Genomic DNA, 22,059 nt, shown 5'->3' with positions numbered 1-22,059 from the left:
TTTGAGCTCGTGCCGTATTCGGCGCGCGCTTGCCGGCGTTGCGCGCGCGGCTACAACTACCGATGTGGAAAGGAGCCCTGCGGCGAAGCCCGCAAGGCGCGTGAGGAGACAGGATGGCCAAGGCGCAAAAGATGGAGGACCCGGCGGTCGCCGAGGAGATCAGCCGTCATCGTCTGCCCGACGGCTTCTTTGCCCCGGAGGCATCGCTGCCGCACGCCTTCACGGTGGTCGCCAACAGAGTCAGCCTGACGCTGCAGAAGATGTACAGCGAGCGCTTCGGTCTGTCCGTCGTCGGATGGCGGCTGATGGCCATACTCGGCACCCATTCGCCGCTGTCGGCCAAGGCGCTGGCGGAACTGACCGCCATGGACCAGGTCAGCATCAGCCGGGCGCTGGAGCAGTTGGTGAGCAAGCGGATGGTCTCGCGCCGTGTCGACCCGAGTGACCGCCGGCGCGTCGTGCTGCGCCTGAGCAAGAAGGGCGAGGTTGTCTACGGCCAGGTCGTGCCGGTGCTGTTCGCCGCCGAGAACGCGCTGGTGTCCGGCCTGTCGGAGGATGACGCCCGCACGATCCACCGCATCATGCGCAAGCTCATCGACCGTTCGGCGGATGTCCTGCCGGAAGACGGCGACTGGCAGACGGTCCTGCGCGACTACGGCTACACCGAGGGTGGCGGCCAGGCGCCGGTGGACGTCGGCGATGCGGCGACGGACCAGCCAACCGCTGCCGGCGAATAAACCGATTGAACACCGGTCCCAACAAGGGGGGACATACCCGACCGGCCCTGCAACCGATGATCGAATCCACGGTCGGGAACCATTGCATGGTTTCCGCGGGTCGGTCTCGGGCGGCCGCTTGCCCTCGGGCGCAGAGAATTGCGAGGAGAATACGATTATGGACCAACAGTTGGAAGCGCCGCGCGTGGCTCCGCGCAATCCCGGGCTGACCCCGACGATGCTCAATCACGCCGCCTGGGTCACGCATGACGTCGCGGCCACCCACGACTTCTACACCCGTATCATGGGCATGGAGATCGCCAGCACGGTAATCGACGACAAGGTCCCCTCGACCGGCGACGCCTTTCCTTATTTCCACATCTTCTTCAAGATGAAGGACGGCTCGACCTTCGCCTTCTTCGAGGCCCCCGGGCTGCCGGCGCCGGCCAAGTCCACGCACCCGGCCTACGACATCTTCAACCACATCGCGCTGGAGGTTCCCTCGCGCGAGGACATCATGAAGTGGTACGACTGGCTGAAGCTCAACGGCCTCGACGTCGTCGGCCCGACCGATCACAAGGGCCTGATCCTCAGCATCTATTTCCATGATCCCAACGGCGTTCGCCTGGAGATCACGACGCCGCTCGACAAGGACTGGAACAACCACACCGAGAATGCGAAGGAGGACTTCGCACTGTGGGTCGGCACCAAGGAGCGGGCCAAGCGCGAGGGCAAGGATGTGGCCGGAGAACTGGTCAAGCTCGCCGAGGACCTCCGCAAGCGCTACGGCGATTGATGGGACTTTGAGACGCACGCGTTCGGCATTCGGGGCACCATCCCGGATGCGCCGAACCGTCTGCCTGGCGTAGCGATTGGATGCGCAGTACGCATTTGGCTACCGACGCCTTGCCAACTGACAAATTAATCTCTTGGGATACCGCATGAACAAGGACTGGCTCGGCCTGACCGGCACCGCCTGCGTCGTCACCGGCGCGGGCAGCGGCATAGGACGGACGATCGCCGCCAGCCTTGCGCAGGCGGGCGCCAAGGTGGCCATCCTCGATCTCGATGCCGGCAAGGCCGAGGAAAGCGCTGCCCTCATCCGGCAGGAGGGCGGCGAGGTGCTCGCGGTGCGGGCCGACATCGCCAATCCGTCGAGCGTCGAGGCGGCCGCCGAGACGGCTGCGTCGGCCTACGGGCCGTGCAAGCTGCTCGTGAACAATGCCGCCCTTATCCGCAACGGGCCGCTGGCCGAGCTTTCGCTCGCCGACTGGAACGCGGTGCTCGGCGTAAATCTCACCGGCTTCTTCGTCTGCTCGCAGGTCTTCGGCCGCCGCATGATGGCGGATGGCGGCGGCAGCATCGTGCATGTCGCATCGCTGTCCGGCACCTATCCGCAGCCGACCAGCGGCGCCTACAGCGTCAGCAAGGCTGGCGTGCTGATGCTGTCGAAGAACCTCGCGCTGGAGTGGGGCGAGAAAGGCATCCGCAGCAATGTCGTCAGCCCGGCCATGGTGCTGACGCCGATGTCCGAGGTGATCTACAAGGACCCGGTCGTGAAGGCGAAGCGCGAGGCGGTCGTACCGGTGGGTCGCATCGGCCTGCCGCAGGACATCGCCGACGCGGTCTGCTTCCTCACCAGCGACCGGGCGAGCTATGTCAGCGGCCAGGAGATCCTTGTCGACGGCGGCTGGAGCGCCGCGCTGCTGGCGACCGTGCCGCGGCCGGGATTCGACCAGCCGAAAAAGACCTGACGCAGAGCCGGAGGAGCCGATGCCGCGCCCGAAATCCACGAAATCGCTGGAGGAGCGCCTCGACCATGCCGAGGACTATATCGAGATCATGCAGCTCATCTGCGCCTACGGGCCGGCGGCGGACGCCACCCACTGGGAGCTGATCAAGGAGATCTGGGCAGAGGACAGCGTCTACGAGATCGGCGGACTCGGCGTCTATGAAGGCCATGAGGGGCTGAAGCAGGCCTTCTACGGCGAATTCCATCAGGGGCTGATGCAATCGGGATCCGGCCACGTCTCGTCCATGCCGCATCTCGTCATCGACGGCGACCGCGCGGCGGCGACGCATCACGGCACGCTCTACAAGCAGATCGACGGAAAATTCCCGGTGATCCGCCTGATCGCCTCGCGCTGGGAATTCGAGCGCCGGGCCCAGGGTTGGGTCGTGGTGCGGCGCACCAACGAGCTGCTCCAGGAGAACCCGCGGGCCCAGGCGCTGCTCGCCCGGGTCAAAGAAGGTCCGGCGGCGGCGAAGCTCGCGGCCGAATGATCGGCCGCATCATCCTGCCCGTCCCACCAGCGTGTGCTTCGCCAGTTCCTCGAACGGATAGGCGACCCCGCCGCGCTCGTTGCGCTCGTAGCCGGTCTTGAAGTCGGCATTGCGCCGGTACGCTGCCGCGACCGCCGGACGCGCGGCGATGGCGTCGTGCCAGCGTGCGAGGCTCGGCCTGCCGTCGCCTACGCCGAGATATTTTGTCCACGGAAAGCAGGCGATATCGGCGATCGAGTAGGCGCCGGCCAGATACTCGCTGCCGGCGAGCCGGCGCTCCATGACGTCGCGCAGGGCATCGAACATGCGGGCATAGCGGCGTTGCGGATAGGCGAAGTCCGTATCCGGCTCGAGCCGTTGCGCGAACATGCGGAAGTGCCAGAACTGGCCGCCGATCGGGCCGAGATTGGCCATCTGCCAGAACAGCCACTGCATGGTCTCGCCGCGGCCGCGCATGTCTTCAGGCAGCAGCCGCCCGGTCTTTTCCGCCAAATACTGCAGGATCGCTCCGGATTCGAACACCGTCACCGGCTCTCCGCCGTCGTCCGGCGCGTGATCGCGGATGACCGGCACCTTGGCCGTCGGCGCCCCGCCCAGCCTGGCCGGATCGAACTGCTCGCCCTTGCCGAGATCGACGAAGACGAGTTCGTAGGGCAGGCCAAGTTCCTCAAGGCCGATCATGACCTTGTAGACGTTCGGGCTCGACGAGTAGAACAGCTCGATCATCCCCGCTCCTCACTCAACGTGGCGTCGTGCGGAAGGAGGCGAAGGGCAGCGCGTAGGGCGTCGGTTCCATCAGCATGCAGTCGTAGCTGCCCAGCAGCGTCGTCCCGAGCGCGGCGCGCTGCGACCGATAGGCATCCGCCATGACGGGATCGCTGTCGAAGGCCCGCCAGCCGCGCCGCCAGACCGTCTCGTCCGGCCAGGAGAACAGCATGACCAGCGCCGGCATGGCCGGGCCGCTGACCATGTCGCAGACCGCCATGACCTTCGCGCCAGCGGCCTGGATGCGCGGCAGGTAGGTCGAGGACAGGAACTCCGACACGGCCGTATTCTGGCCGGGCAGGATCTTCTGGGTGACTAGCTGGTGCAGTCCCCCGATCCGCTGGTCGCGCTCCCTGTCGTCCTGCTCGAAGGATGGGTTGGGGCGCATGAATATGAGGTGGTTCTCCTCCACCATTTCCGACCCGGCATTGGTGGCGGCGCGGATTCTTGCCCATTCGGGATCGGCGTAGAAGGCACCCCAGCAGGCTTCGCGTTCGGCGAAATCCTTCCATTCCATGACGTAGCAGAACAGCGGCATGCGCGGCCCGGCGACGGCCGACCAGCGGCCGACGACGTGCACGCCGTGCTTCTCCAAAAGTCGCGGCGTGTGATTCTGCATGCGGTCGTGGTTGTCGTCCATGCGCCCACGCTCGATCAGGTATTGCCGCATCTCGTAGATCATCCGAAACCTTCTCCTCTCGGGCCGCTGGATCGAAGCGATCATCGGCGGCAACGGCACGCCGATGTCTGTCCCTTCGGCCGGTACACGGCGCCGGTCACCGATGCGAGGGACTTTTTAGCCGGAAGGCAACGTTAAGCTGCGGCGCGCAGCCCGATAACCTTACCCGCCGGCTGCGCCCGGGAGCGGATCATTGGCCACAACGTCGGAACCGTCACGCCCGCTCGACCTCGGCGAAGCGGCGCCTGCGACCGCAGGGGTCACGCGCGCGCTGTTCTTCCTGGCCGTCGCCTCCTTCTCCGGCGCCGCCACGACGCGCATCATGGATGCGATCCTGCCGCAGATCGCGCATGAGTTCGCCGTCACGATCGGCGCGGCCGCCTTCGTCGCGACCGCCTACGCCTTCGCCTACGGCCTGTTCCAGCTCGTCTTCGGGCCGCTCGGCGATCGCTACGGCAAATACCGCATTATCCTGCTCGCCTGCGCCGGCTCGGCCCTCACCACCCTTGCCTGCGCCTTCTCCGGCACGCTCCCCGGGCTCGCGGCCGCCCGCCTGCTGTCAGGCATGATGGCCGCGGCCATCGTGCCGCTCTCCATCGCCTGGGTCGGCGACGTGGTGCCCGGCGATGAGCGGCAGCAGGTGCTCGCCCGCTTCATGTCGGCGCAGATCATGGGCCTGCTGGCGGGCCAGATCGGCGGCGGCGTGCTCGGCGAATATTTCGGCTGGCGCTCGGCCTTCCTGTTGATCGCGGCGGTCTATGTGCTCGCCATCGCCGGCATGCTGTTCGAGATCGTTCGCAATCCGGCGCTCACGCGCGCGAAACCGGCTGCGGATGCCAGCCTGCGCAAGAGCTTCGCCACCTTCGCAGGCCTGGTCCGCCGGCCGGTCGTGCGTTTCGTGCTGGCCATGGTCGCGATCGAATCCTTCGCCATGTTCGGCGCCTTCACCTATGTCGGCGCCAGCCTGCGCTACCGCTTCGGCTTCGACTATGCGTCGGTCGGCCTCTACCTTGCCGTCTACTGCGCCGGGGGATTGGTCTACGTCCTGTTCTCGCGGCGGCTGATCGGCTGGCTCGGCCCTTCCCGGCTGTCATTCTGGGGCACGGTGCTGGTTGCGGCGACCTATGTGGCGATCGCGATCACGCCGGTTGCGGAAGCCTATCTTCCGGCAATCGCCGTCATGGGCCTCGGCTTCTACATGCTGCACAACACGTTGCAGACGCTGGCCACGCAGATGGCGCCGGACGCACGCGGCTCGGCCGTGGCGCTGTTTGCCACTTTCTACTTCCTCGCACAGGCCGTCGGCGTCTATCTCGCCGGCCTCGTCATCGACCGGCACGGCACATCGCCGGTCTTCCTCGCGGCGGCGGCGCTGCTGCTCGTGCTCGGCTTCCTGCTGCTGCGCGCCATGCCGCAGGAGCTGCGGAACCGCTGACGCGGCAAGCGCTTGGCGCTATCTCACCCGCTCCAGCACCGAAACGTAGTTGGCGACGGCGACCCCGCCCATGTTGAAGACGCCGGCGAGCGAGGCACCGGGCACCTGCATGTCGCCGGCCTCGCCGGCCAGTTGCATGGCGGCGATGGCGTGCATGGAGACGCCGGTGGCGCCGATCGGGTGGCCCTTTGCCTTCAGGCCGCCTGACGGATTTACGGGCAGCTTACCGTCTTTCAGCGCAGTGCCCTCGCGAACGACCTTGTGACCTTCACCGGGCCTGGCCAGCCCCATCGCCTCATATTCGATCAGCTCGGCGATGGTGAAGCAATCATGCGTCTCGACGAAGGAGAGATCGTCCAGGGTAATCCCGGCCGTGTCGAGCGCGCCCGCCCAGGCGCGCCGCGCGCCTTCGAAAGCGAGCACGTCGCGCCGGCTCATCGCCATGATGTCGTTGACATGGCTGCGCGCCCGGAAAGCGATGGCGCGCGACATGGCGGCCGCGGTCTCCTCGTCGGCCAGCACCAGCCGCCGCCGCGCCGTCCGAGATCAGCGAGCAGTCCGTGCGCCGCAGCGGCGCGGCCACATAGGGGTTCCTGTCCGAAACGGTGTTGCAGAAGTCGAAGCCGAAATCCTTGCGCATATGCGCATAGGGATTGGCCATGCCGTTGGCGTGGTTCTTGGCGGCGATCATGGCGAGCTCTTCCGAGCGGTCGCCGTAGCGCTGGAAATAGGCTTGGGCGATGCGCCCGAACAGCCCGGCGAAGCCGCCGTCGATGTCGGCCTCCTCTTTGCGGTAGCTGGCGCCGAGCAGGATGTCGCCGACCTCGGCCGTCGGCGTCGCGGTCATCTTCTCGACGCCGACGACGACCGCGATGCGGCCGCGGCCGGCCTCGATGAAGTCGAGGGCGGCATGGATCGCCGCCGAGCCGGTGGCACAGGCATTTTCCAGCCGCACCGCCGGCACATGCGCCAGCGCCTCGTTGCCCATGGCGACCAGGCCGCCCTGGAAATCCTGCCTGGAGAAGCCGTTGTTCATCACACCGACGAAGATGCCGTCGACGTCCTGCGGGCCGATGCCGGCATGGCCGAGGGCTGACGCCACGACGGACGCCATCAACTCCTCGGCGCCGGTGGCGTCGAGCTTGCCGAAGGGCGAATGCGCCCACCCGACGATCTGTCCCTTGGGCATTGCAGTTTTCTCCGTATCCTGACTGCGGGTTGAGTGGCCTGGGCGATTGGCCGCGATCCACAAGGGAAGGCGTTCGGCATATTGCCCACGGCGATGTTGGCGTGCATCCCCTTGCGAAGGCACGATCGATCTGCCCCCATTTGGCGGGACAGCCGAAGCCTGATGATCGGCCTAGAGACGCCCGGCGGACAATGAGACGACTGGCTTTGCACGACGGGAGAACGAGGTGACGGAATTCGACGTGGTGGTGGTCGGCTCCGGCGCGAGCGGCATGAGTGCCGCGATCGTCGCCGCCAGGCATGGCCTGAGGACGCTGGTGGTCGAGAAGACCGAGTTCTTCGGCGGCACGACAGCCTATTCGGGCGGCGTCGCCTGGATCCCCAACAACCACCACATGAAGGCGATCGGAAAGGACGACAGCCGCGCGCAGGCGGTCGAATATTTGCGGGCCACCCTCGGCAACCACTACGAGGCCGCCAAGATCGAGGCCTATCTCGACAACGCCCCGGCCATGCTGCGCTACATGGAAGACAACACCGAGCTGGAGTTCGTCGCCGTGGGCACGCCCGACTACCTGCCCTGGAATCCCGGTGCCTCGAGCCATCGCGGCGTGCTTGCCAGAGAGTATGACGGCAGCCGGCTCGGCGAGCATCTCCACCAGCTGCGGCGGCCGCTCAGGGAATTCACCGTCTTCGACAGCATGCAGGTCGCGGGCGTCGACATCATTCCGCTGCGCAAGGCGTTCCGCAGCGTCGGGGGTTTCTTCCACACGACCCGCATGGTTGCCAACTATGCCCTGCAGAAGGCCCGCCACGGCAGGGGCACGCGGCTGGCCAGCGGCAACGCGCTGGCCGGGCGCCTGCTCAAGTCCGCGCTCGATGCCGGCGTGACGCTCTGGCGTGAAACGGCGGCGAAGCGCATCGTAATGGAGCACGGCCGCGCGGCGGGCCTCGTCGTGACCCGGGAGGGCAAGGAGGTCACGGTCACCGCCCGCCGCGGCGTGGTGCTGGCCAGCGGCGGCTTCGGCGCCAATGCCGAGATGCGCAAGGAGTTCATGCCGCTTCCCGAGCACCACGTTTCGATGCAGCCCGAAGGTAATGTCGGCGACGGCGTCCGGCTCGGGGTCGAGGCGGGCGGCGAGTTGGTCCGAACCAATCCCGCCAACGGCATCTTCACGCCGGTCTCCATGGTCAGGGACCGCGACGGCGCGATGAAGCGCTTTCCGCACATCATGATCGACCGCTACATGCCGGGCTCCATCGCCGTCGACGCGACCGGCAAGCGGTTCGTCAACGAAGCCGATTCCTACCAGACCTTCGTCATGACGATGCAGCAGCGCGGGCTTGGCAAGGTGCACATGATCGCCGACCGCGCGTTCCTGCGCCGCTACGGCATGGGCCTGGCGCGGCCGTTCCCCTACCCCGTCCGCAAATGGGTCGACAACGGCTACCTGGTGGAGGCGGCGTCTTTGGCCGAGCTGGCGCGGAAGATCGGCGTCGATCCGACGACACTGGAGACGACTGTCGCAACCTTCAACCTCGGTGCCGTGCAGGGAGAGGATCCAGAATTCAGGCGCGGTGCCGACGCGCATTCGCTTTATCGCGGCGACCAGGAGAACAAGCCCAATCCGAGCCTCGCACCGATCGTCAAGCCGCCCTTCTATGCGATCGCGCTGGTTCCCGGCGACCTCAGCTCCGTCGCGGGGCTGCGGACCGACGAGCGGGCGCGGGTGCTGGACAGGCAGGGAGCACCGATCGGCGGCCTCTACGCCGTCGGCCTCGACATGAATTCGATGACCCGCGGCCTCTATCCGGCCGGCGGCTCCAGCCTCGGCCCGGCGCTCACCTTCGGCTATATCGCCGCCCGCGACATGGCCGGTATATCCGCGACGACGCAGTCCGCTTCGCCGGAAGCTGCCGTCCAAGCCTGAGCGTGCGAGCCGATGAACACCGGTCCCAGCCGGCGGGTACAGATGCGCCATCCCGCGCCGGCTATGCCCGAACGCAGCCTTCTTCAGCATCTTCCGGCGATCACGTGAGCGGCGGAAGACCCATCAGCAACAATCGGGAAAACGCCATGGCCAAGACCGTCGACCTCAATGCCCGCCCCCGCGACTGGCTGGGCGGGGCGCTCGTCAAGGATCTCGTCTCCTTCGTCGCCGGCGGCGGCAGCGGGATCGGCGAGGCCACGGCCAAGACGCTGGCCGTGAACGGCGCGAAGGTGGTGGTCGCCGACCGCCGCAAGGAGCCGGCGGTGCGGGTCGCCGCCGAGATCGTCGAGGCGGGAGGCGAGGCGATCGCCGCGGTCATGGACGTCTCCGTCCAGGCAGACATCGACGCCGCGGTCAAGGCGACGGTCGACCGGTTCGGCAAGCTCGACATCCTCGTCAACTCGGCCGGAGTGATCTTCCCGGCCTCGCTGGAGGACTGCTCGCTCGATGACTGGCGCACCTCGTTCCTGGTGAATGTCGATGCCGCACTGCTGCTCGCCCGCGCCTGCCTGCCGCATCTGCGCAAGAGTGGCAACGCCTCGATCGTCAATGTCTCGTCGCTTGCCGGCCAGAGCGCCTATCCGAACGGCGGCGCCTATGGACCGAGCAAGGCGGCGCTGATCTCGCTGACCCGCCAGATGGCGCTGGAATGGGCGGAAGACGGCATCCGCGTCAACGTGGTGAGCCCGGGCACGATCGACACGCCGCTGACGCGCGCCAACATGCGCCCCGACATCATCGCGCAGCGTGAGGCGAAGATCCCGCTCGGCCGGCTCGGCGTCGCCAGCGAACTGGCCGACACGGTGGTCTTCCTGGCGTCGCCCGCCGCCTCCTTCGTCACCGCCCAGAACGTCAATTGCGACGGCGGCCTGTCGCAGAGCCTGATGGTGCAGAAGTTCTACGCCAACAAATAGGCGCCATTCGCGGCGCCGGCCGACCGGTGCCGCCCCTCCAGGCTCGCACGCCGCGCCTTCATCGCGGCAGAAGTCGAACACCTCGATGACCGCCAACGGTCCCGCGCCGCTCTCGTCGATCTTCTGCTTCTTCGGCGCCTTCTTCCTGTTCTCCTGCACCGACGCCGGCGCGAAATACCTGGTGCTTGCCGGCATGCAGCCGCCCTTCCTGAGCTGGACGCGCTTCCTCGTTCACGCAGTGCTGGTGTCGCTGCTGCTGAGGCTCTGGGTCAGGCCGCAGCGCTTCGCCCCGGCCAATCCCGGCGCGCACGTTCTGCGCGGCATCCTGCTGTTCCTCTCCGGCCTGTTCAGCTTCTGGTCGCTGATCACGCTGCAGCTCGTCGAGTTCATCGCCATCATCTTTATGGGACCGCTGGTCATCACCGCGCTTGCCCAGCCGCTGCTCGGTGAGAAGGTGGAATGGCAGCGCTGGATCGCCGTCGGCGTCGGCCTGATCGGGGTGCTGGTCATCACCAGGCCGGGCTTCGGCACGTTCAAGGCCGGCCACGCCTCGGCCCTGCTCGCCATGCTGACGCACAGCCTGTTCGTCATCATGACGCGGCGCATGAGCGCCATGGAGACGCAGGAGAGCCTGCTCATCCTGCCGGCGGTGGTGGCGACGGTGTTCATGCTGCCGGCCGTTCCGCTGACCGGCTCGCTGCCGGCGAACGGACTGCAATGGGCGGTGCTGCTGTCGCTCGGCGCCTTCGCCGCCATGGGACACTGGCTGTTCCTGCGCGCCTACCGGACGACGGAGGCCTCGGTGCTGGCGCCCTATGCCTATGTCCAGATGCTGTGGACGGCTTTATTCGGCTACTTCCTGTTCGGCAACATCCCCGACGGCTGGACGATGCTGGGCAGCGCCATCATCATCGCGGGCGGGCTTTACCTGATGCACCGCGACCGGCTGGCGCGGGCCCAACATCGCTGACGGGCCTGCCGCCGGAAGCCGCAGCCACGCTCCATCCTCGCCACGCCCTGCCTTCGCAGTCTGGCCATTGTTCGAAGAGCGCTCCCTGCCGCGGAGGGAGAAGTCGGGAAGCGGGGCGCTGGGCCGAGCCTCTTTAGTAAAAACATGGCGCGGCCTTCGCGCCCCGCCGGCGATTTCGGGCACCATCCCGTTCCGCTTCGCTATAGCTCCGGCTCCGGCTTCTTGCGTCGCCTCGGCTGGCCATGCCGCAGCACTCGTCCAGTGCGCCCCGCACATAGTTGCGGAGGAGGAACCTTCGGACGGGCCTCCCCGGGCGCGGGCTACGTCTTCCCGCACCGGAGGCGCCGGTCCCTCCCCACCAAACCACCGTCGCGACCGGTGTTCCCGCGGGAGGAACTGCCGGGATTATCGGCGAGACGGAAAGGGAGGGGATAGAAATCGGCTGAAACGCGTCTCTTGCCTGCCGCCGGGATCGCGGCGAAAGCAGGTAAGTGCTGTCGACAGTTTGCTTTTTTCGGCCCGCGCGACTTCTGGACTGCCGCCGCCTTTCTGCCGAAGAAAATATACTGTCCCCCTTTTTTGCTTATAGCGGCGCTGCCGCAACGGCTTCGCCGCGCGCTGGGAGCGGCGGCCAGTGCTCAGCTAGTAGGACTTGGCGACCTCCGCCTTGTAGGCGTCGAGAACCTCCTGGGCATCGGCGAGACCCGCCGCCCTGGCGCGTGCGATCCAGGCGTCCTCGAGCGGCTTCAGCCTGACCTTGAGCTCTGCGATCTGTTCGTCGGACGCTTCGGCAATGCGGTAGTTGGCGGCGCGCATCTTCTCCAGGGCGAGCTTGTCCGCCTTGTCGTAGGCCTCTCCCACCTTCCTGGCGAAGACCTCGCCCGAGATCGCCATGATCGCCTCGCGGTCCTGCTCGGAGATCTCGGCCCATTTGTCAGCGTTCAGGCCCATGACGATGACCGAATTCGCCAGGCCGCCCGGCACATGGTAGACGCCGTCCATCAGGTCGAGCTGGTTGAAGCCGGGAATGGTGTTGAGGTTGGTGACCTGGCCGTCGATCGTTCCGGTGGCCAGCATCTCATAAGCCTCGGCGGCGGATTTCAGGATCGGCACCGCGCCGACCAGCTTCAGCACCTCAGTCAAGGTCACGGAGCTGCTGCGCAGCTTCAGTCCGGCAAGGCCATCGACGGAGGCGACCGGCTTGCCCTTGGTCACGACCTGCAGCGGCGTGATCACCAGCAGCGACAGTGGCTCGACGCCCTCGAAAACGCCGTGCCGCGCGATGCGGGCGCGGTAAGTCCGGTCGAAGGCCGGCGCCAGCACCGCCGCATCCGGGCCGATCAGCGGCAGGTCGCCGAGCTCGATCATCGGAAAGCGCCCGGGCGTGTAGCCGGCCACCATCCACGACAGGTCGGCCAGGCCGTCGCGCACGACATCGTACTGCGCCGAAACCGTACCCACGACCTTCGGCGACACCTCGACCTTCACCCGGCCTTCGGTGACCTGCTCGATCTCCTTCAGCCAGGGATGGACGACATCGTCCCACAGGAAGAAATTGGCGGGCAGCCAGTTCGAATAGCGGATGGTCACCGTCTCGGCGAAGGCCGCCGTCGCCGACAGCGACAATCCGGCCGCCAGCGCCACGCCGGCCAGCATCTTCAACAGCATGGTCTCCTCCCAGAGCTGTGGTTTCCCTCGCAGCATGCGAGCGGGCGGCAAGAGCGTATGTCCCTTGCGGGGTGACGGGGGCGGGACGGCAGTCCCACACGCGGGGGACGGAGGGACCGTTGCAGGGCGCCTACATCTTCCCTGTTCCGACAGGGGAGGAAGACGCATGGCCGCGCCGGCCCAAAAATCCGATCTGCTCGAACCGCCGTCGATGACGCTCGACCCTTATGCAATGGCGGTGCTGGAGGACCCCCTGCCCTTCTACCGCGCGCTGCTCGATGCCGGGCCGGTGGTCTGGTTCGAGAAATACGGCGTCTACGGCGTCGGCCGCTATGACGAACTGCGACAGGTGGTGACCGACTACGGCCGTTTCACCGCGTCGAGCGGCGTCGGCATCACCGACGCGCGCAAGCCGGAGTTCCGCGGCCGCCCACCAAGCGCGCTGGTGGAGGTCGACCCCCCGCAGCACACGGAGACGCGCCGCGTCGCCAACCGCATCATGTCGCCGCTGGTGATCCGCAAGTGGCGCTCGCTGTTCGAGGAGAAGGCCAGGCTCGCGGTCGACGCGATCCTTGAAAAGGGCACGTTCGACGGCGTGCGCGACCTCGTCGAGGCGGTCGTGTTCGGCGGCTTTCCGGTGGCGATGGGCATCCGCTTCGACGCCGACGCCATCCGCGCCATCGGTTACATGTCGTTCAACCAGACGGGTCCCGAGAACGAGCTTTATTACAAGGGATTGAAGGCGGGCGAGCCTTATCTCGACTGGTTCATGGCGGCCTGCCAGCGCGACGCGGTCGCTCCCGGCTCGATCGCCGACGCGTTCTTCAAGGCCGAGGAGGCCGGCGAGCTGCTGCCGGGCATCGCCTCCAACATCACGCGCTCGCTGGTGCGCGGCGGCATGGACACCACCATCAGCGGCATGTCGGCGGCGCTGCTGCTGCTCGCCGGCCATCCCGACCAGTGGTCGGTGCTGAAGCAGAACCCCGGACGGGCGCGCTTCGTCTTCGACGAGGCGATCCGGCTGCAGGCGCCGAACCATCTCGTCTACCGCTGCACGGCCGGGGATACCGAGCTCAGCGGCCATTTCCTGCGCGGCGACACCAAGATCGCGACCTTCCCGACCGCCGCCAACCGCGACCCGCGCAAATGGGAGCGGCCGGACGACTTCGACGTGATGCGCGACACCGCCAACGTCCACATGTCGTTTGGCGCCGCCGACCACAATTGCATCGGCCAGAACGTGGCGCGCATGGAGGCCGAGTGCATGCTGGGCGAGCTCGTCCGCCGCGTCGGCACGATCGAGCCGGCCGGCGAGCCGCAATACCTCATCCACAACCAGCTGCGCATCCTTGAGCGGCTGCCGCTCCGCGTCACGCCGGCCTGACTGGGGTTATCGCATATGGAAGCTCTGGAGGCGTCGGCCGGCCGGCTACCCCCACCCCTGACCCCTCCCCTCAGGGGGGAGGGGAACTTTGCGGCCGCCATGCCGAGCGAAATCGTCACCGATTCATGTCTGGCACAACAGCGGCAATATCCCCCTCCCCCTTGAGGGGAGGGGTTAGGGGTGGGGGTAGCCCCGTATGCGATAGCCCTGCCGGCCTGACCGGCGGCACAGCCCGAACCTGGAGAGCTCACCCCGTGGCGACGTTCCGACACTTCACCTTCCTGAAACGCAAGCCCGGCCTGACGGTCGAGGACTTCACCGCAGCCTGGAGCAACGGGCATGCGTCCCGGCTGCTGTCTGGCGACACCTTCTGGTCGAGCGTCGCCAGCTATCGCCAGAACCGCGTCCTGCCGGCGATTCCCGAGGTCACGCCGGAGCCGCTGTGGGACGGCCTCGTGCAGATCGAGCTGAAGGACGACGCCGACGCCGTCCATGACGGCCCGCTCGGCAAGAGCATCGGCGCGGAGGACTTCGTCGACCCCGGGCAGATGGTGCAGTTCGTGGCCGAGGCGAAGGTGGTGCTCGACGGACCAGCCCGCGGCGTCAAGATACTGAGCCTGCCGCGTCGCAGGGCCGGCCTCAGCCCGGCCGAGTTCAGCCGCCATTACCGCGAGGTGCACGGCGCGCTGGTGGCGCGCAACGAGGCGTTCAAGAAATACGCCAACCGCTACGTGCAGCACCACGCCCGCGCCGACACCGTAAAGACGACCGAGGGTTTCGTGCCCTATGACGGCATCTCGGAGTTCTGGTTCGACAGCCTCGACCATGCGCGGGCGGCGTGGGCGGCACCCTCCTACATGGCCGAACTGCGGGCCGACGAGAAGAATTTCGTCGGCAGCCCGCCCTCGCACCGGCTGCTGGTCAAGGAAGTGATGTTTCCGCGCCTGTGACGGGACACATGAACCGTATCGCAACACCGTGCCGGCGTATCTGCCGGCAGGATCCTGATGCCGGCTTCTGCGTCGGCTGCGGCCGCACGGTGCGCGAGGTGTTCCTGTGGTTCGACATGACCGAGGAGGCGCGTGCCGGCGTCGTCGAAGCCCTGCCGGCACGCCTGGCGTCGCTGCCGCCGGAGCGGTGCGGCGCCGGCGATTAAATGGCGCGCCCGCCGTCCCTCGCCGCAGTGACAGAAATTGGCGACAGCGACTGCAAAATGGTTGCGCGGTCACGTTTTGAGAGGGCAACGTGGCGATCGAGGACACCAGCTTGCGGCGAAAGCCGGCGGCTGACGGGAGGATCAACTGGTGAAGCACGAGGATGGGCGGTCATCGCCCGGATGCCCGCTGTCATTCGGCGCGGGAGGACGCGTCCCGCCATGCTGATGCAGCAATTGCTCAACGGGGTGGTCGTGGGCAGCGTCTACGGCCTGTTCGCGCTCGGCTTTACGCTCATCTTCGGCGTCAACCACATCATGAACATGGCGCACGGCACAGTGTTCATGTGGGGCGCCTTCGCCGGGCTCTACGCCGTCATGCTGTTCGACGTGCCGTTCCCGGTGGCGGTGCTGATCGGAGCGCTCGGCGGCGGCACCGTCTCGGTGGTGCTCGACTGGGTCGCCTTCCGGCCGCTGCGCAAGCGTGGGGCGCCCGAATTCTCCTCGATCGTGTCGTCGATCGGGGCAAGCCTCATCCTGCTGTCGCTCGCCCAGCAGCTCACCGCCACGCGGGTGATGCGCTTCCCCTTCGACATCTTCCCGATCGTCGTGTTCAGCTTCTTCGGGCTGCGCATCCAGCTTCTGCAGCTCGTCATAATAGGCATCGTCGTGCTGATGGTAATCGGCCTGCTCTACTACCTCTACCGGACCAGCTTCGGCCGGCAGATCCGCTCCGTCGCCTTCTCCGAAAGCACCTCGAAGCTGCTCGGCATCAATCCGTTCGCCATCAACTTCCAGGTGTTCTTCATATCGGGCGCGCTGGCCGGCATCGCCGGCGTGCTGATCGGCATCGTCTTCAACTCCGTGCATTTCATGATGGGCGAGCCGCTCCTGCTGCGCGCCTTCGTCGTCATAATCCTGGGCGGACTGGGCAGCATTCCCGGCGCGCTGATCGCCGGGCTGCTGATCGGCATCATCCAGACGCTGACGGTCGCCTATCTGTCCGCCGGCCTGGCCGACGCCATCGTCTTCTCCGCTCTGTTTCTCGTGCTGCTCGTCCGCCCGACAGGCCTCTTCGGCGGGACGGCGGCCGTCGCCCGGGTGACCCGCCGATGATCGGCTTCCTCAACTCCTACGCGCCGCTGCTGGAGCTTGCGCTGTTCAACGCGCTGCTCGCCTTCTCGCAATATGTGGTGCTGCGCGCCGGCGTCTTCTCGCTGGGCACGGCGGCGTTCGCCGCGCTCGGCGCCTATGCCGCCGCCATCCTGGCGACCAAGCTCGCCATGCCCACCTGGCTGGGACTGGTCGCAGCATTCGGCATCGGCACGCTGGCCGGGGCGCTGGTGGCGATCCCGCTCGCCCGGCTGCGCGGCGTCTTCCAGGCGCTGGCGACGCTGGCGCTGGTGCAGATCGTGCTGTCGATCACGCTCAACTGGGTCGATCTCACCGAGGGGGCGCTCGGCATCAACAGCATTCCCAAGACGGTCGGCCTGGTCGGCATGCTCGTCGCCGTGGTCGTGGTCGGGTACTTCCTGGCCGTCATCGGCTCGTCCAGCATCGGCCGGGCCTTCGACATCATCCGCGAGGACGAGACGGTCGCCGTCTCGCTCGGCATTTCGGTGCCGAAGCACCACATGATCGCCTTCATCCTGTCCGGCGCAATCGCCGGCCTGGCGGGCGGTCTGCACGCCTACAACAGCTATTCGATCACGCCCAACGAATACGGCTTCAACATGCTGGTCATCGTGCTGGCCATGGTGGTGCTGGGCGGCCGGGTATCGATCTGGGGCCCGCTGGTGGGGGCGGTGATCCTGACGGTGCTGCCCGAGCTGCTGCGCGGCTTCCAGGAATACCGCATGGTGGTCCAGGGCGCCCTGCTGATGGTCTCGATCGTGTTCCTGCCGCGCGGCGTCGCCGACACGGCGCTCGCGGCGCTGCGCCGGCGCCGGATCGCGACGGCCAAGGCGAAAACCGGTACGGTGACGGCATGAAGGCGCTCACGCTCGACAACATCGCGCGCAGCTTCGGCGGCCTGCCGGCCGTCGACGGCGTCAGCCTGCAGGCGCCGCCCGGCCGGATCACCGGCCTGATCGGCCCCAACGGCGCCGGCAAGACCACCGTCGTCAACCTGATCACCGGCCTGCTCAAGGTCGGCGGCGGCCGCATCCTGGTCGGCGACGACGACATGACCGAGGCCGACGCGCCGACGCTGGCGCGGGCCGGCGTGGCCCGCACCTTCCAGAACATCCGGCTGATCGGCGACGCCACCGTGCTCGACAATGTCGTCGCCGGCTTCCACCGGCACGAGAAAGCGGGCACGCTTGCCAACATGCTCGGCTTGCCCTCCGCCCATCACGAGCGCCGGGAGTTCGAGCGCAAGGCGCATGCGCTGCTCGACCGCTTCGGCATGACGGCGCTGGCGCGCCACCCGGCCGGCAGCCTGTCCTACGGCCATCAGCGCCGCATCGAGATGATGCGGGCGCTCGCCATGGAGCCGTCGGTGCTCTTGCTCGACGAGCCGGTCGCCGGCATGAACGACGCGGAGGCCTACAGCCTCGCCGACATCTTCCGCGACGTGGCGCGGCAGGGCGTGGCGATCCTGCTCATCGAGCACAACATGCGCTTCGTCATGTCGCTGTGCGAGCACATCTACGTGCTCGCCTTCGGCCGCCTCATCGCGGAAGGAACGCCGGACGAGGTCGCCGGCAATCCGCGTGTCATCGAAGCCTATCTGGGAAGCTGAGCCGTGCTGACGATCCAGAACGCTTCCGTCTCCTACAACGGCATCCGGGCGCTGCGCGGCGTCACGCTCTCGGTGGCGCAAGGCGAGATCTTCGCGCTGATCGGGCCCAACGGCGCCGGCAAGTCGACGCTGCTCAACGCCGCCAGCGGCATCGTCCCGCTCGCCGAGGGCGAGATCAGGCTCGAGGGCGAGACGATCTCCGGTCGCCCGGCGCACAAGGTGGCGCGCGCCGGCCTCATCCAGGTACCGGAAGGCCGCCGCGTCATCGCGCCGCTGACGGTGGCGGAGAACCTCGAACTCGGGCGGCAGGCCGCCGGCATGCGCGGCACGTCGTCCGCCGATCTCGACCAGGTGCATGCGCTGTTTCCCATCCTCGCCGAGCGGCGCGACCAGCCGGCGGGCCTGCTGTCGGGCGGACAGCAGCAGATGCTGGCGATCGGCCGCGCGCTGATGGGTCGCCCGCGCGTACTGCTGCTCGACGAGCCGAGCCTGGGCCTCGCCCCGGTCATCATCCGCGAGGTGTTCGACGCGCTGGTGCGGCTGAACAGGGATGGCCTCACCATCCTGCTGGTCGAGCAGAACGCCAAGCTGGCGCTGGAGACCGCGCACAACGCGGCAATCCTCGAGCAGGGCCGCATCGTCCACAAGGGCGCGGCCGCCGCGCTCGCCGGCGACCCCGTCGTGGCCGACCACTATTTCGGCCGAGCGAAGGCCGACGCGTGAACGCGGCACTCGACAAGAACGCGCTGCGCGCGGCATCGGACATGCTGCGCGCCCATTGGCGCGCCGGCACCCTCATCGAGGGACTGCCTGCCGACATCCGGCCGCGAAGCCGCGCCGAAGGCTATGCGGTGCAGGCCCTGCTCGAGGATCCGGCGACGCCGCTCTACGGCTGGAAGATCGCGGCGACGAGCGCAGCCGGCCAAGCTCATATCGGCGTGGACGGGCCGCTTGCCGGCCGCATCCTGGCCGAGCGCGTGCTGCCCTCGGGCGGCGAGATTCCGGCCGGTCCGAACCACATGGCGGTCGCCGAGATCGAATTCGCCTTCCGCATGGGCCGTGACCTTGCGCCGCGGCCGCAGCTCTATTCCGTAGAGGAGGTCCTGGACGCCGTCGCCAGCCTGCATGCGGCGATCGAGATCCCGGACTCGCGCTATCAGGACTATGTCCGCGTCGGCGCGCCGCAACTCATCGCCGACAATGCCTGCGCCCACTATTTCGTCGCGGCCGAGGCCACCGGCGCGGATTGGCGCTCGCTCGACCTTGCCGCCTACCGGCCGGTCGGCCGCGTCGCCGGCAGGCTCGAGCGCGAAGGCCTCGGCCGCAACGTGCTCGGCGATCCGCGCGTCGCGCTGACCTGGCTGGCCAACGAGTTGTCTGGGCTCGGGCTGGTGCTGCGGGAGGGCCAGATGGTCACCACCGGCACCTGCCTGCCGCCGCTTCCGGTGCAGCCGGGAGACGAGGTGACGGCCGACTTCGGACCGCTCGGCGTGGCGAGCATGCGTTTCGCCTGAGGCACGCGTCGGATCCGCCCCCGGCCGAAGGGACAGACGGAAAATTCCGACCGGCGGATAGATGCACTACAGTCCGGCGAGCCCAGAAACGTCGCCGGGGTGGAGGGATGAACTCGAACGCAACGAGCGGCGCCGGAGCAGGGAGACACCCGCCCGCGCGCGCCTCATGGACAGGGAGGAACACGATGAAACTCACCCGCAGGCTCCTGATGGCCGGCAGCGCTCTCCTGCTGGCAACCGCGTCGATGGCAGCGCCAAGCCTGGCCGAGACCGCCAGGATCGGCGTGATGAACGCCCTGACCGGGCCCTACGCCTTCGGCGGCGTGCCCATCCAGAACGGCATGAAGCTCGCCATCGAGCAGGCGAACAGCTCCGGCGCGCTGGGCGATCTCAAGCTCGAGGTTGTCGAGGCCGACTCGGCCGGCGACAAGGCGCAGACCATCACGCTGGTCAGCAAGTTCGCGCAGAGCGACAACGTGCTGATGATCCTCGGCCCGACCACCAGCCTCGAGGCGACCGGCGGCGCGCCTGTCGCCAACGACCAGAAGGTGCCGCTGTTCGCCATCGGCTCGTCCACGGCGATCCTCGACGCGGGCCCCTACTCCTACAAGGTCCAGCAGGTCGGCATGGACATCATGGGGCATCTCAGCAAATACGCGGCCGGCAAGCTCGGCGTGAAGAAGGTCAGCCTGGTGTTCGACCGCGCCAATGACGGCTTCGTTGGCCAGAAGGACGCCTTCAAGAAGCTGCTGATCGAACAGGGCGTCGAGATCGTATCGGAAGAAGGCATTTTGTCGTCCGACACCGACTTCCTTGCGCTGGCGACGAAACTCGCCAGCCAGGATATCAACGCCTTCTTCGTCGCCGCGCCGGCGGAGGTCGGGTCCAACGTGCTGCTGCAGGCGCGCCAGGGCGGCGTGCCGCCGGAGGTGCTGTTCCTCGGGCCGTCGACCTTCGGCTCGGAATCCTTCATCACCACCGCCGGCACCGCGTCGGAAGGCGCCTATGTCGTCGCCGATTATTTCGTCGGCGATCCCACGCCTATCAACCAGGACTTCGTCAAGGCCTATACGGAAGCCTATGGCGCCAGCCCCGACAACTGGGCGGCGATGGGCTATGCGCTGGCGTCGCTGGCGGTGCAGGCGATCAAGGATGCGGGACCGAGCCCGGACCGCGACAAGGTGAAGGACGCGCTCGGCAAGCTGCGCGACCAGCCGACGGTGCTCGGCACCCATGTCTGGACGATGGACGACAAGCGCAACCCGAACTACGGCGCGGCCGTCATCACGGTCAAGGACGGCAAGTTCGAGCTGGCGCCCTGAGCGGGGAGTGGGCGAGGACCCGCCGTCTGGACGGTGGGGCCTCGCCCATCATCCAGTGCCGGACCTTGTCGCCGTGAATGGCAGCTACCGGATTTGAGCCCGCGCCCGGTGGCGGGACTTTCTTCACCGACTTTGACATCGCTACCGTTCCGGCATGGATCCTATGGTCTCCGCGACGGCCTTCGGCCTGCTTCGCCATAGGTTGACGAAGGCGATGGGGTTCGCAGCCAATCGCCAACGTTGGAGTTTGGCGGAAACGCCCTTCACTTCGTCATCCTATGGCGAAGCAGGCCGAAGGCCGTCGCGGAGACCATAGGATCCATGCCGGAACGATGGGGACGTCAAAGTCGGTATAGAATCGGCTGCTCCAGGACATTGCAGAACCGCGACCAAAAGCCGGTTAACCCGATAACGCCAATCGACCGATACCTGGTTCGCGAGGCCAACCTAGCCGAGGTCGAGGCATCGCCCCCCTTGTCCCTCTGCTGGTTACAGACGCAGACCGTCCCGCCGGTAAGTCTCGTGCCGGTTTCCACGGGAGGATTTCGGCGGCATGCGCTTCAAGAACAAAGTGGTCGTGATCACCGGCGGCGGCTCCGGCATGGGGCTGGCCGCGTCGAAACTGTTCGCCGCCGAAGGCGCCATCGTCGCCGTCAACGACGTCAAGGCCGAGACCGCAGAGCGGACCGTCGCGGTGATCAAGGCGGCGGGAGGCAGGGCCCTGGCGATCCCCGGCGACGTCGCCAGCAAGGAGGTGGCGCAGGCCTGCGTGGCGGAGACCATCGAGCGGCACGGCCGCATCGACGTGCTCGTCAACAATGCCGGGATCGCCACCATCCAGCCGGCCGAGGCTTATACCGAGTGGGACAGGATCATCGGCGTCGACCTCAACGCCCCCTTCTACTGGTCGCAGGCGGCGGCCGCGCAGAGCATGATCGCCAACAAGGCCGGCGCCATCGTCAACATCTCCTCGCTGGCCGGGCTGGTCGCCTATCCCGGCGACGTCGGCTACATCGCCGCCAAGGCCGGGGTGCTCGGGCTCACCCGCTCGCTGGCGGTCGAATGGGCGAAGTACAACATCCGCGTGAACTGCGTCTGCCCGGGCTTCACCGACACGCAGATCATCAAGGACATGGAGGCGATCGACCCGAACCGCTTCGCCGAGCGGCGCCGGCGCATCCCGATGCAGCGGGCGGCGCAGCCTGAGGAGATGGCGAAGGCCATGGCCTTCCTCGCCTCCGACGACGCCTCCTACATCACCGGCGCGACGCTCAACGTCGACGGCGGGCAGATCGCGCTGTCCTCCGGCTGGTCGCCGGGCTGAAGGAGGGAAA

General features: G+C 67.4%; 21 protein-coding genes and 1 pseudogene. 18 read left to right on the top strand and 4 right to left on the bottom strand.

Features of this window, described 5'->3' with window-relative positions; translation table 11 throughout:
• Nucleotides 1-113 precede the first annotated feature (113 nt).
• From AC5JDC_RS28410 to AC5JDC_RS28395, 4 genes are all read left to right on the top strand, one after another.
• Nucleotides 114-737, top strand: coding sequence for a MarR family winged helix-turn-helix transcriptional regulator (locus AC5JDC_RS28410; protein ID WP_106770580.1), 624 nt, complete (start codon nt 114-116; stop codon nt 735-737).
• A gap of 157 nt (nt 738-894) precedes the next feature.
• Nucleotides 895-1,512: a VOC family protein gene (locus AC5JDC_RS28405; protein ID WP_495846777.1), complete on the top strand. Its 618-nt coding sequence runs from the start codon at nt 895-897 to the stop codon at nt 1,510-1,512.
• Nucleotides 1,513-1,657: 145 nt separating this feature from the next.
• Nucleotides 1,658-2,470, top strand: a complete 813-nt coding sequence (locus tag AC5JDC_RS28400; protein WP_495846775.1) for an SDR family NAD(P)-dependent oxidoreductase — start codon at nt 1,658-1,660, stop codon at nt 2,468-2,470.
• Between the two features lie 19 nt (nt 2,471-2,489).
• Nucleotides 2,490-2,999: a nuclear transport factor 2 family protein gene (locus AC5JDC_RS28395; protein ID WP_495846773.1), complete on the top strand. Its 510-nt coding sequence runs from the start codon at nt 2,490-2,492 to the stop codon at nt 2,997-2,999.
• A 9-nt stretch (nt 3,000-3,008) separates the two neighbouring features.
• Here the strand turns inward: AC5JDC_RS28395 and AC5JDC_RS28390 are convergent, their stop codons facing one another.
• The gene (locus AC5JDC_RS28390; RefSeq protein ID WP_495846771.1) at nt 3,009-3,725 is read right to left on the bottom strand and encodes a glutathione S-transferase N-terminal domain-containing protein; all 717 of its coding nucleotides are present in this window, start codon (nt 3,723-3,725) and stop codon (nt 3,009-3,011) included.
• Between the two features lie 13 nt (nt 3,726-3,738).
• Complete coding sequence (locus AC5JDC_RS28385) at nt 3,739-4,446, bottom strand: NIPSNAP family protein (protein ID WP_495846769.1); 708 nt, start codon at nt 4,444-4,446, stop codon at nt 3,739-3,741.
• 190 nt (nt 4,447-4,636) lie between these two features.
• Between AC5JDC_RS28385 and AC5JDC_RS28380 the strand changes: the two genes are divergently transcribed.
• Nucleotides 4,637-5,878 carry an MFS transporter gene (locus AC5JDC_RS28380; RefSeq protein ID WP_495846767.1) on the top strand — a complete coding sequence of 414 codons (1,242 nt, stop codon included), beginning with the start codon at nt 4,637-4,639 and terminating at the stop codon, nt 5,876-5,878.
• Between the two features lie 18 nt (nt 5,879-5,896).
• On the opposite strand, the pseudogene AC5JDC_RS28375 reads toward AC5JDC_RS28380, so the two are convergent.
• Nucleotides 5,897-7,067, bottom strand: a pseudogene (locus AC5JDC_RS28375) (acetyl-CoA acetyltransferase).
• Between the two features lie 226 nt (nt 7,068-7,293).
• Between AC5JDC_RS28375 and AC5JDC_RS28370 the strand changes: the two are divergent.
• The 3 genes from AC5JDC_RS28370 (at nt 7,294) to AC5JDC_RS28360 (ending at nt 10,941) form a co-directional block, all read left to right on the top strand.
• Entirely contained in the window at nt 7,294-8,997 is a 1,704-nt protein-coding gene (locus tag AC5JDC_RS28370) for an FAD-dependent oxidoreductase (protein WP_495846765.1), read from the top strand.
• Nucleotides 8,998-9,143: 146 nt separating this feature from the next.
• Nucleotides 9,144-9,971 carry an SDR family NAD(P)-dependent oxidoreductase gene (locus AC5JDC_RS28365; protein ID WP_495846763.1) on the top strand — a complete coding sequence of 276 codons (828 nt, stop codon included), beginning with the start codon at nt 9,144-9,146 and terminating at the stop codon, nt 9,969-9,971.
• A gap of 85 nt (nt 9,972-10,056) precedes the next feature.
• Nucleotides 10,057-10,941, top strand: coding sequence for a DMT family transporter (locus AC5JDC_RS28360; RefSeq protein ID WP_495846761.1), 885 nt, complete (start codon nt 10,057-10,059; stop codon nt 10,939-10,941).
• A gap of 642 nt (nt 10,942-11,583) precedes the next feature.
• Here the strand turns inward: AC5JDC_RS28360 and AC5JDC_RS28355 are convergent.
• A complete protein-coding gene (locus tag AC5JDC_RS28355; RefSeq protein WP_495846759.1) occupies nt 11,584-12,609 on the bottom strand; it encodes a TRAP transporter substrate-binding protein in 1,026 nt (341 codons plus the stop codon).
• A 166-nt stretch (nt 12,610-12,775) separates the two neighbouring features.
• Between AC5JDC_RS28355 and AC5JDC_RS28350 the strand changes: the two genes are divergently transcribed.
• From AC5JDC_RS28350 to AC5JDC_RS28305, 10 genes are all read left to right on the top strand, one after another.
• Nucleotides 12,776-13,993 (top strand): cytochrome P450, encoded by a 1,218-nt coding sequence (locus tag AC5JDC_RS28350; RefSeq protein WP_495846757.1) that lies wholly within the window; start codon nt 12,776-12,778, stop codon nt 13,991-13,993.
• A gap of 254 nt (nt 13,994-14,247) precedes the next feature.
• The gene (locus tag AC5JDC_RS28345; RefSeq protein WP_495846755.1) at nt 14,248-14,943 is read left to right on the top strand and encodes an EthD domain-containing protein; all 696 of its coding nucleotides are present in this window, start codon (nt 14,248-14,250) and stop codon (nt 14,941-14,943) included.
• Between the two features lie 8 nt (nt 14,944-14,951).
• A complete protein-coding gene (locus AC5JDC_RS28340; protein ID WP_106770593.1) occupies nt 14,952-15,149 on the top strand; it encodes a DUF1289 domain-containing protein in 198 nt (65 codons plus the stop codon).
• 219 nt (nt 15,150-15,368) lie between these two features.
• Nucleotides 15,369-16,262, top strand: coding sequence for a branched-chain amino acid ABC transporter permease (locus AC5JDC_RS28335; protein ID WP_106770594.1), 894 nt, complete (start codon nt 15,369-15,371; stop codon nt 16,260-16,262).
• Nucleotides 16,259-17,137, top strand: coding sequence for a branched-chain amino acid ABC transporter permease (locus tag AC5JDC_RS28330; RefSeq protein WP_106770595.1), 879 nt, complete (start codon nt 16,259-16,261; stop codon nt 17,135-17,137). The genes AC5JDC_RS28335 and AC5JDC_RS28330 overlap by 4 nt, the downstream gene beginning before the upstream one ends.
• A complete protein-coding gene (locus tag AC5JDC_RS28325; protein WP_106770596.1) occupies nt 17,134-17,889 on the top strand; it encodes an ABC transporter ATP-binding protein in 756 nt (251 codons plus the stop codon). Before AC5JDC_RS28330 ends, AC5JDC_RS28325 begins: the two co-directional genes overlap by 4 nt.
• 3 nt (nt 17,890-17,892) lie before the next feature.
• Nucleotides 17,893-18,612 (top strand): ABC transporter ATP-binding protein, encoded by a 720-nt coding sequence (locus tag AC5JDC_RS28320; RefSeq protein ID WP_495846751.1) that lies wholly within the window; start codon nt 17,893-17,895, stop codon nt 18,610-18,612.
• A gap of 41 nt (nt 18,613-18,653) precedes the next feature.
• Nucleotides 18,654-19,403, top strand: coding sequence for a 2-keto-4-pentenoate hydratase (locus AC5JDC_RS28315; RefSeq protein WP_495846951.1), 750 nt, complete (start codon nt 18,654-18,656; stop codon nt 19,401-19,403).
• A 185-nt stretch (nt 19,404-19,588) separates the two neighbouring features.
• On the top strand, nt 19,589-20,725 hold the full coding sequence (locus tag AC5JDC_RS28310) for an ABC transporter substrate-binding protein (protein ID WP_495846749.1): 1,137 nt from the start codon (nt 19,589-19,591) through the stop codon (nt 20,723-20,725).
• 553 nt (nt 20,726-21,278) lie between these two features.
• Nucleotides 21,279-22,049, top strand: a complete 771-nt coding sequence (locus AC5JDC_RS28305; RefSeq protein WP_495846747.1) for an SDR family NAD(P)-dependent oxidoreductase — start codon at nt 21,279-21,281, stop codon at nt 22,047-22,049.
• The last annotated feature ends 10 nt before the right edge of the window (nt 22,050-22,059 follow it).

The sequence above is a fragment of the Kumtagia sp. genome (assembly GCF_059502445.1).
This window is presented reverse-complemented; position numbering and strand designations above follow the sequence as displayed.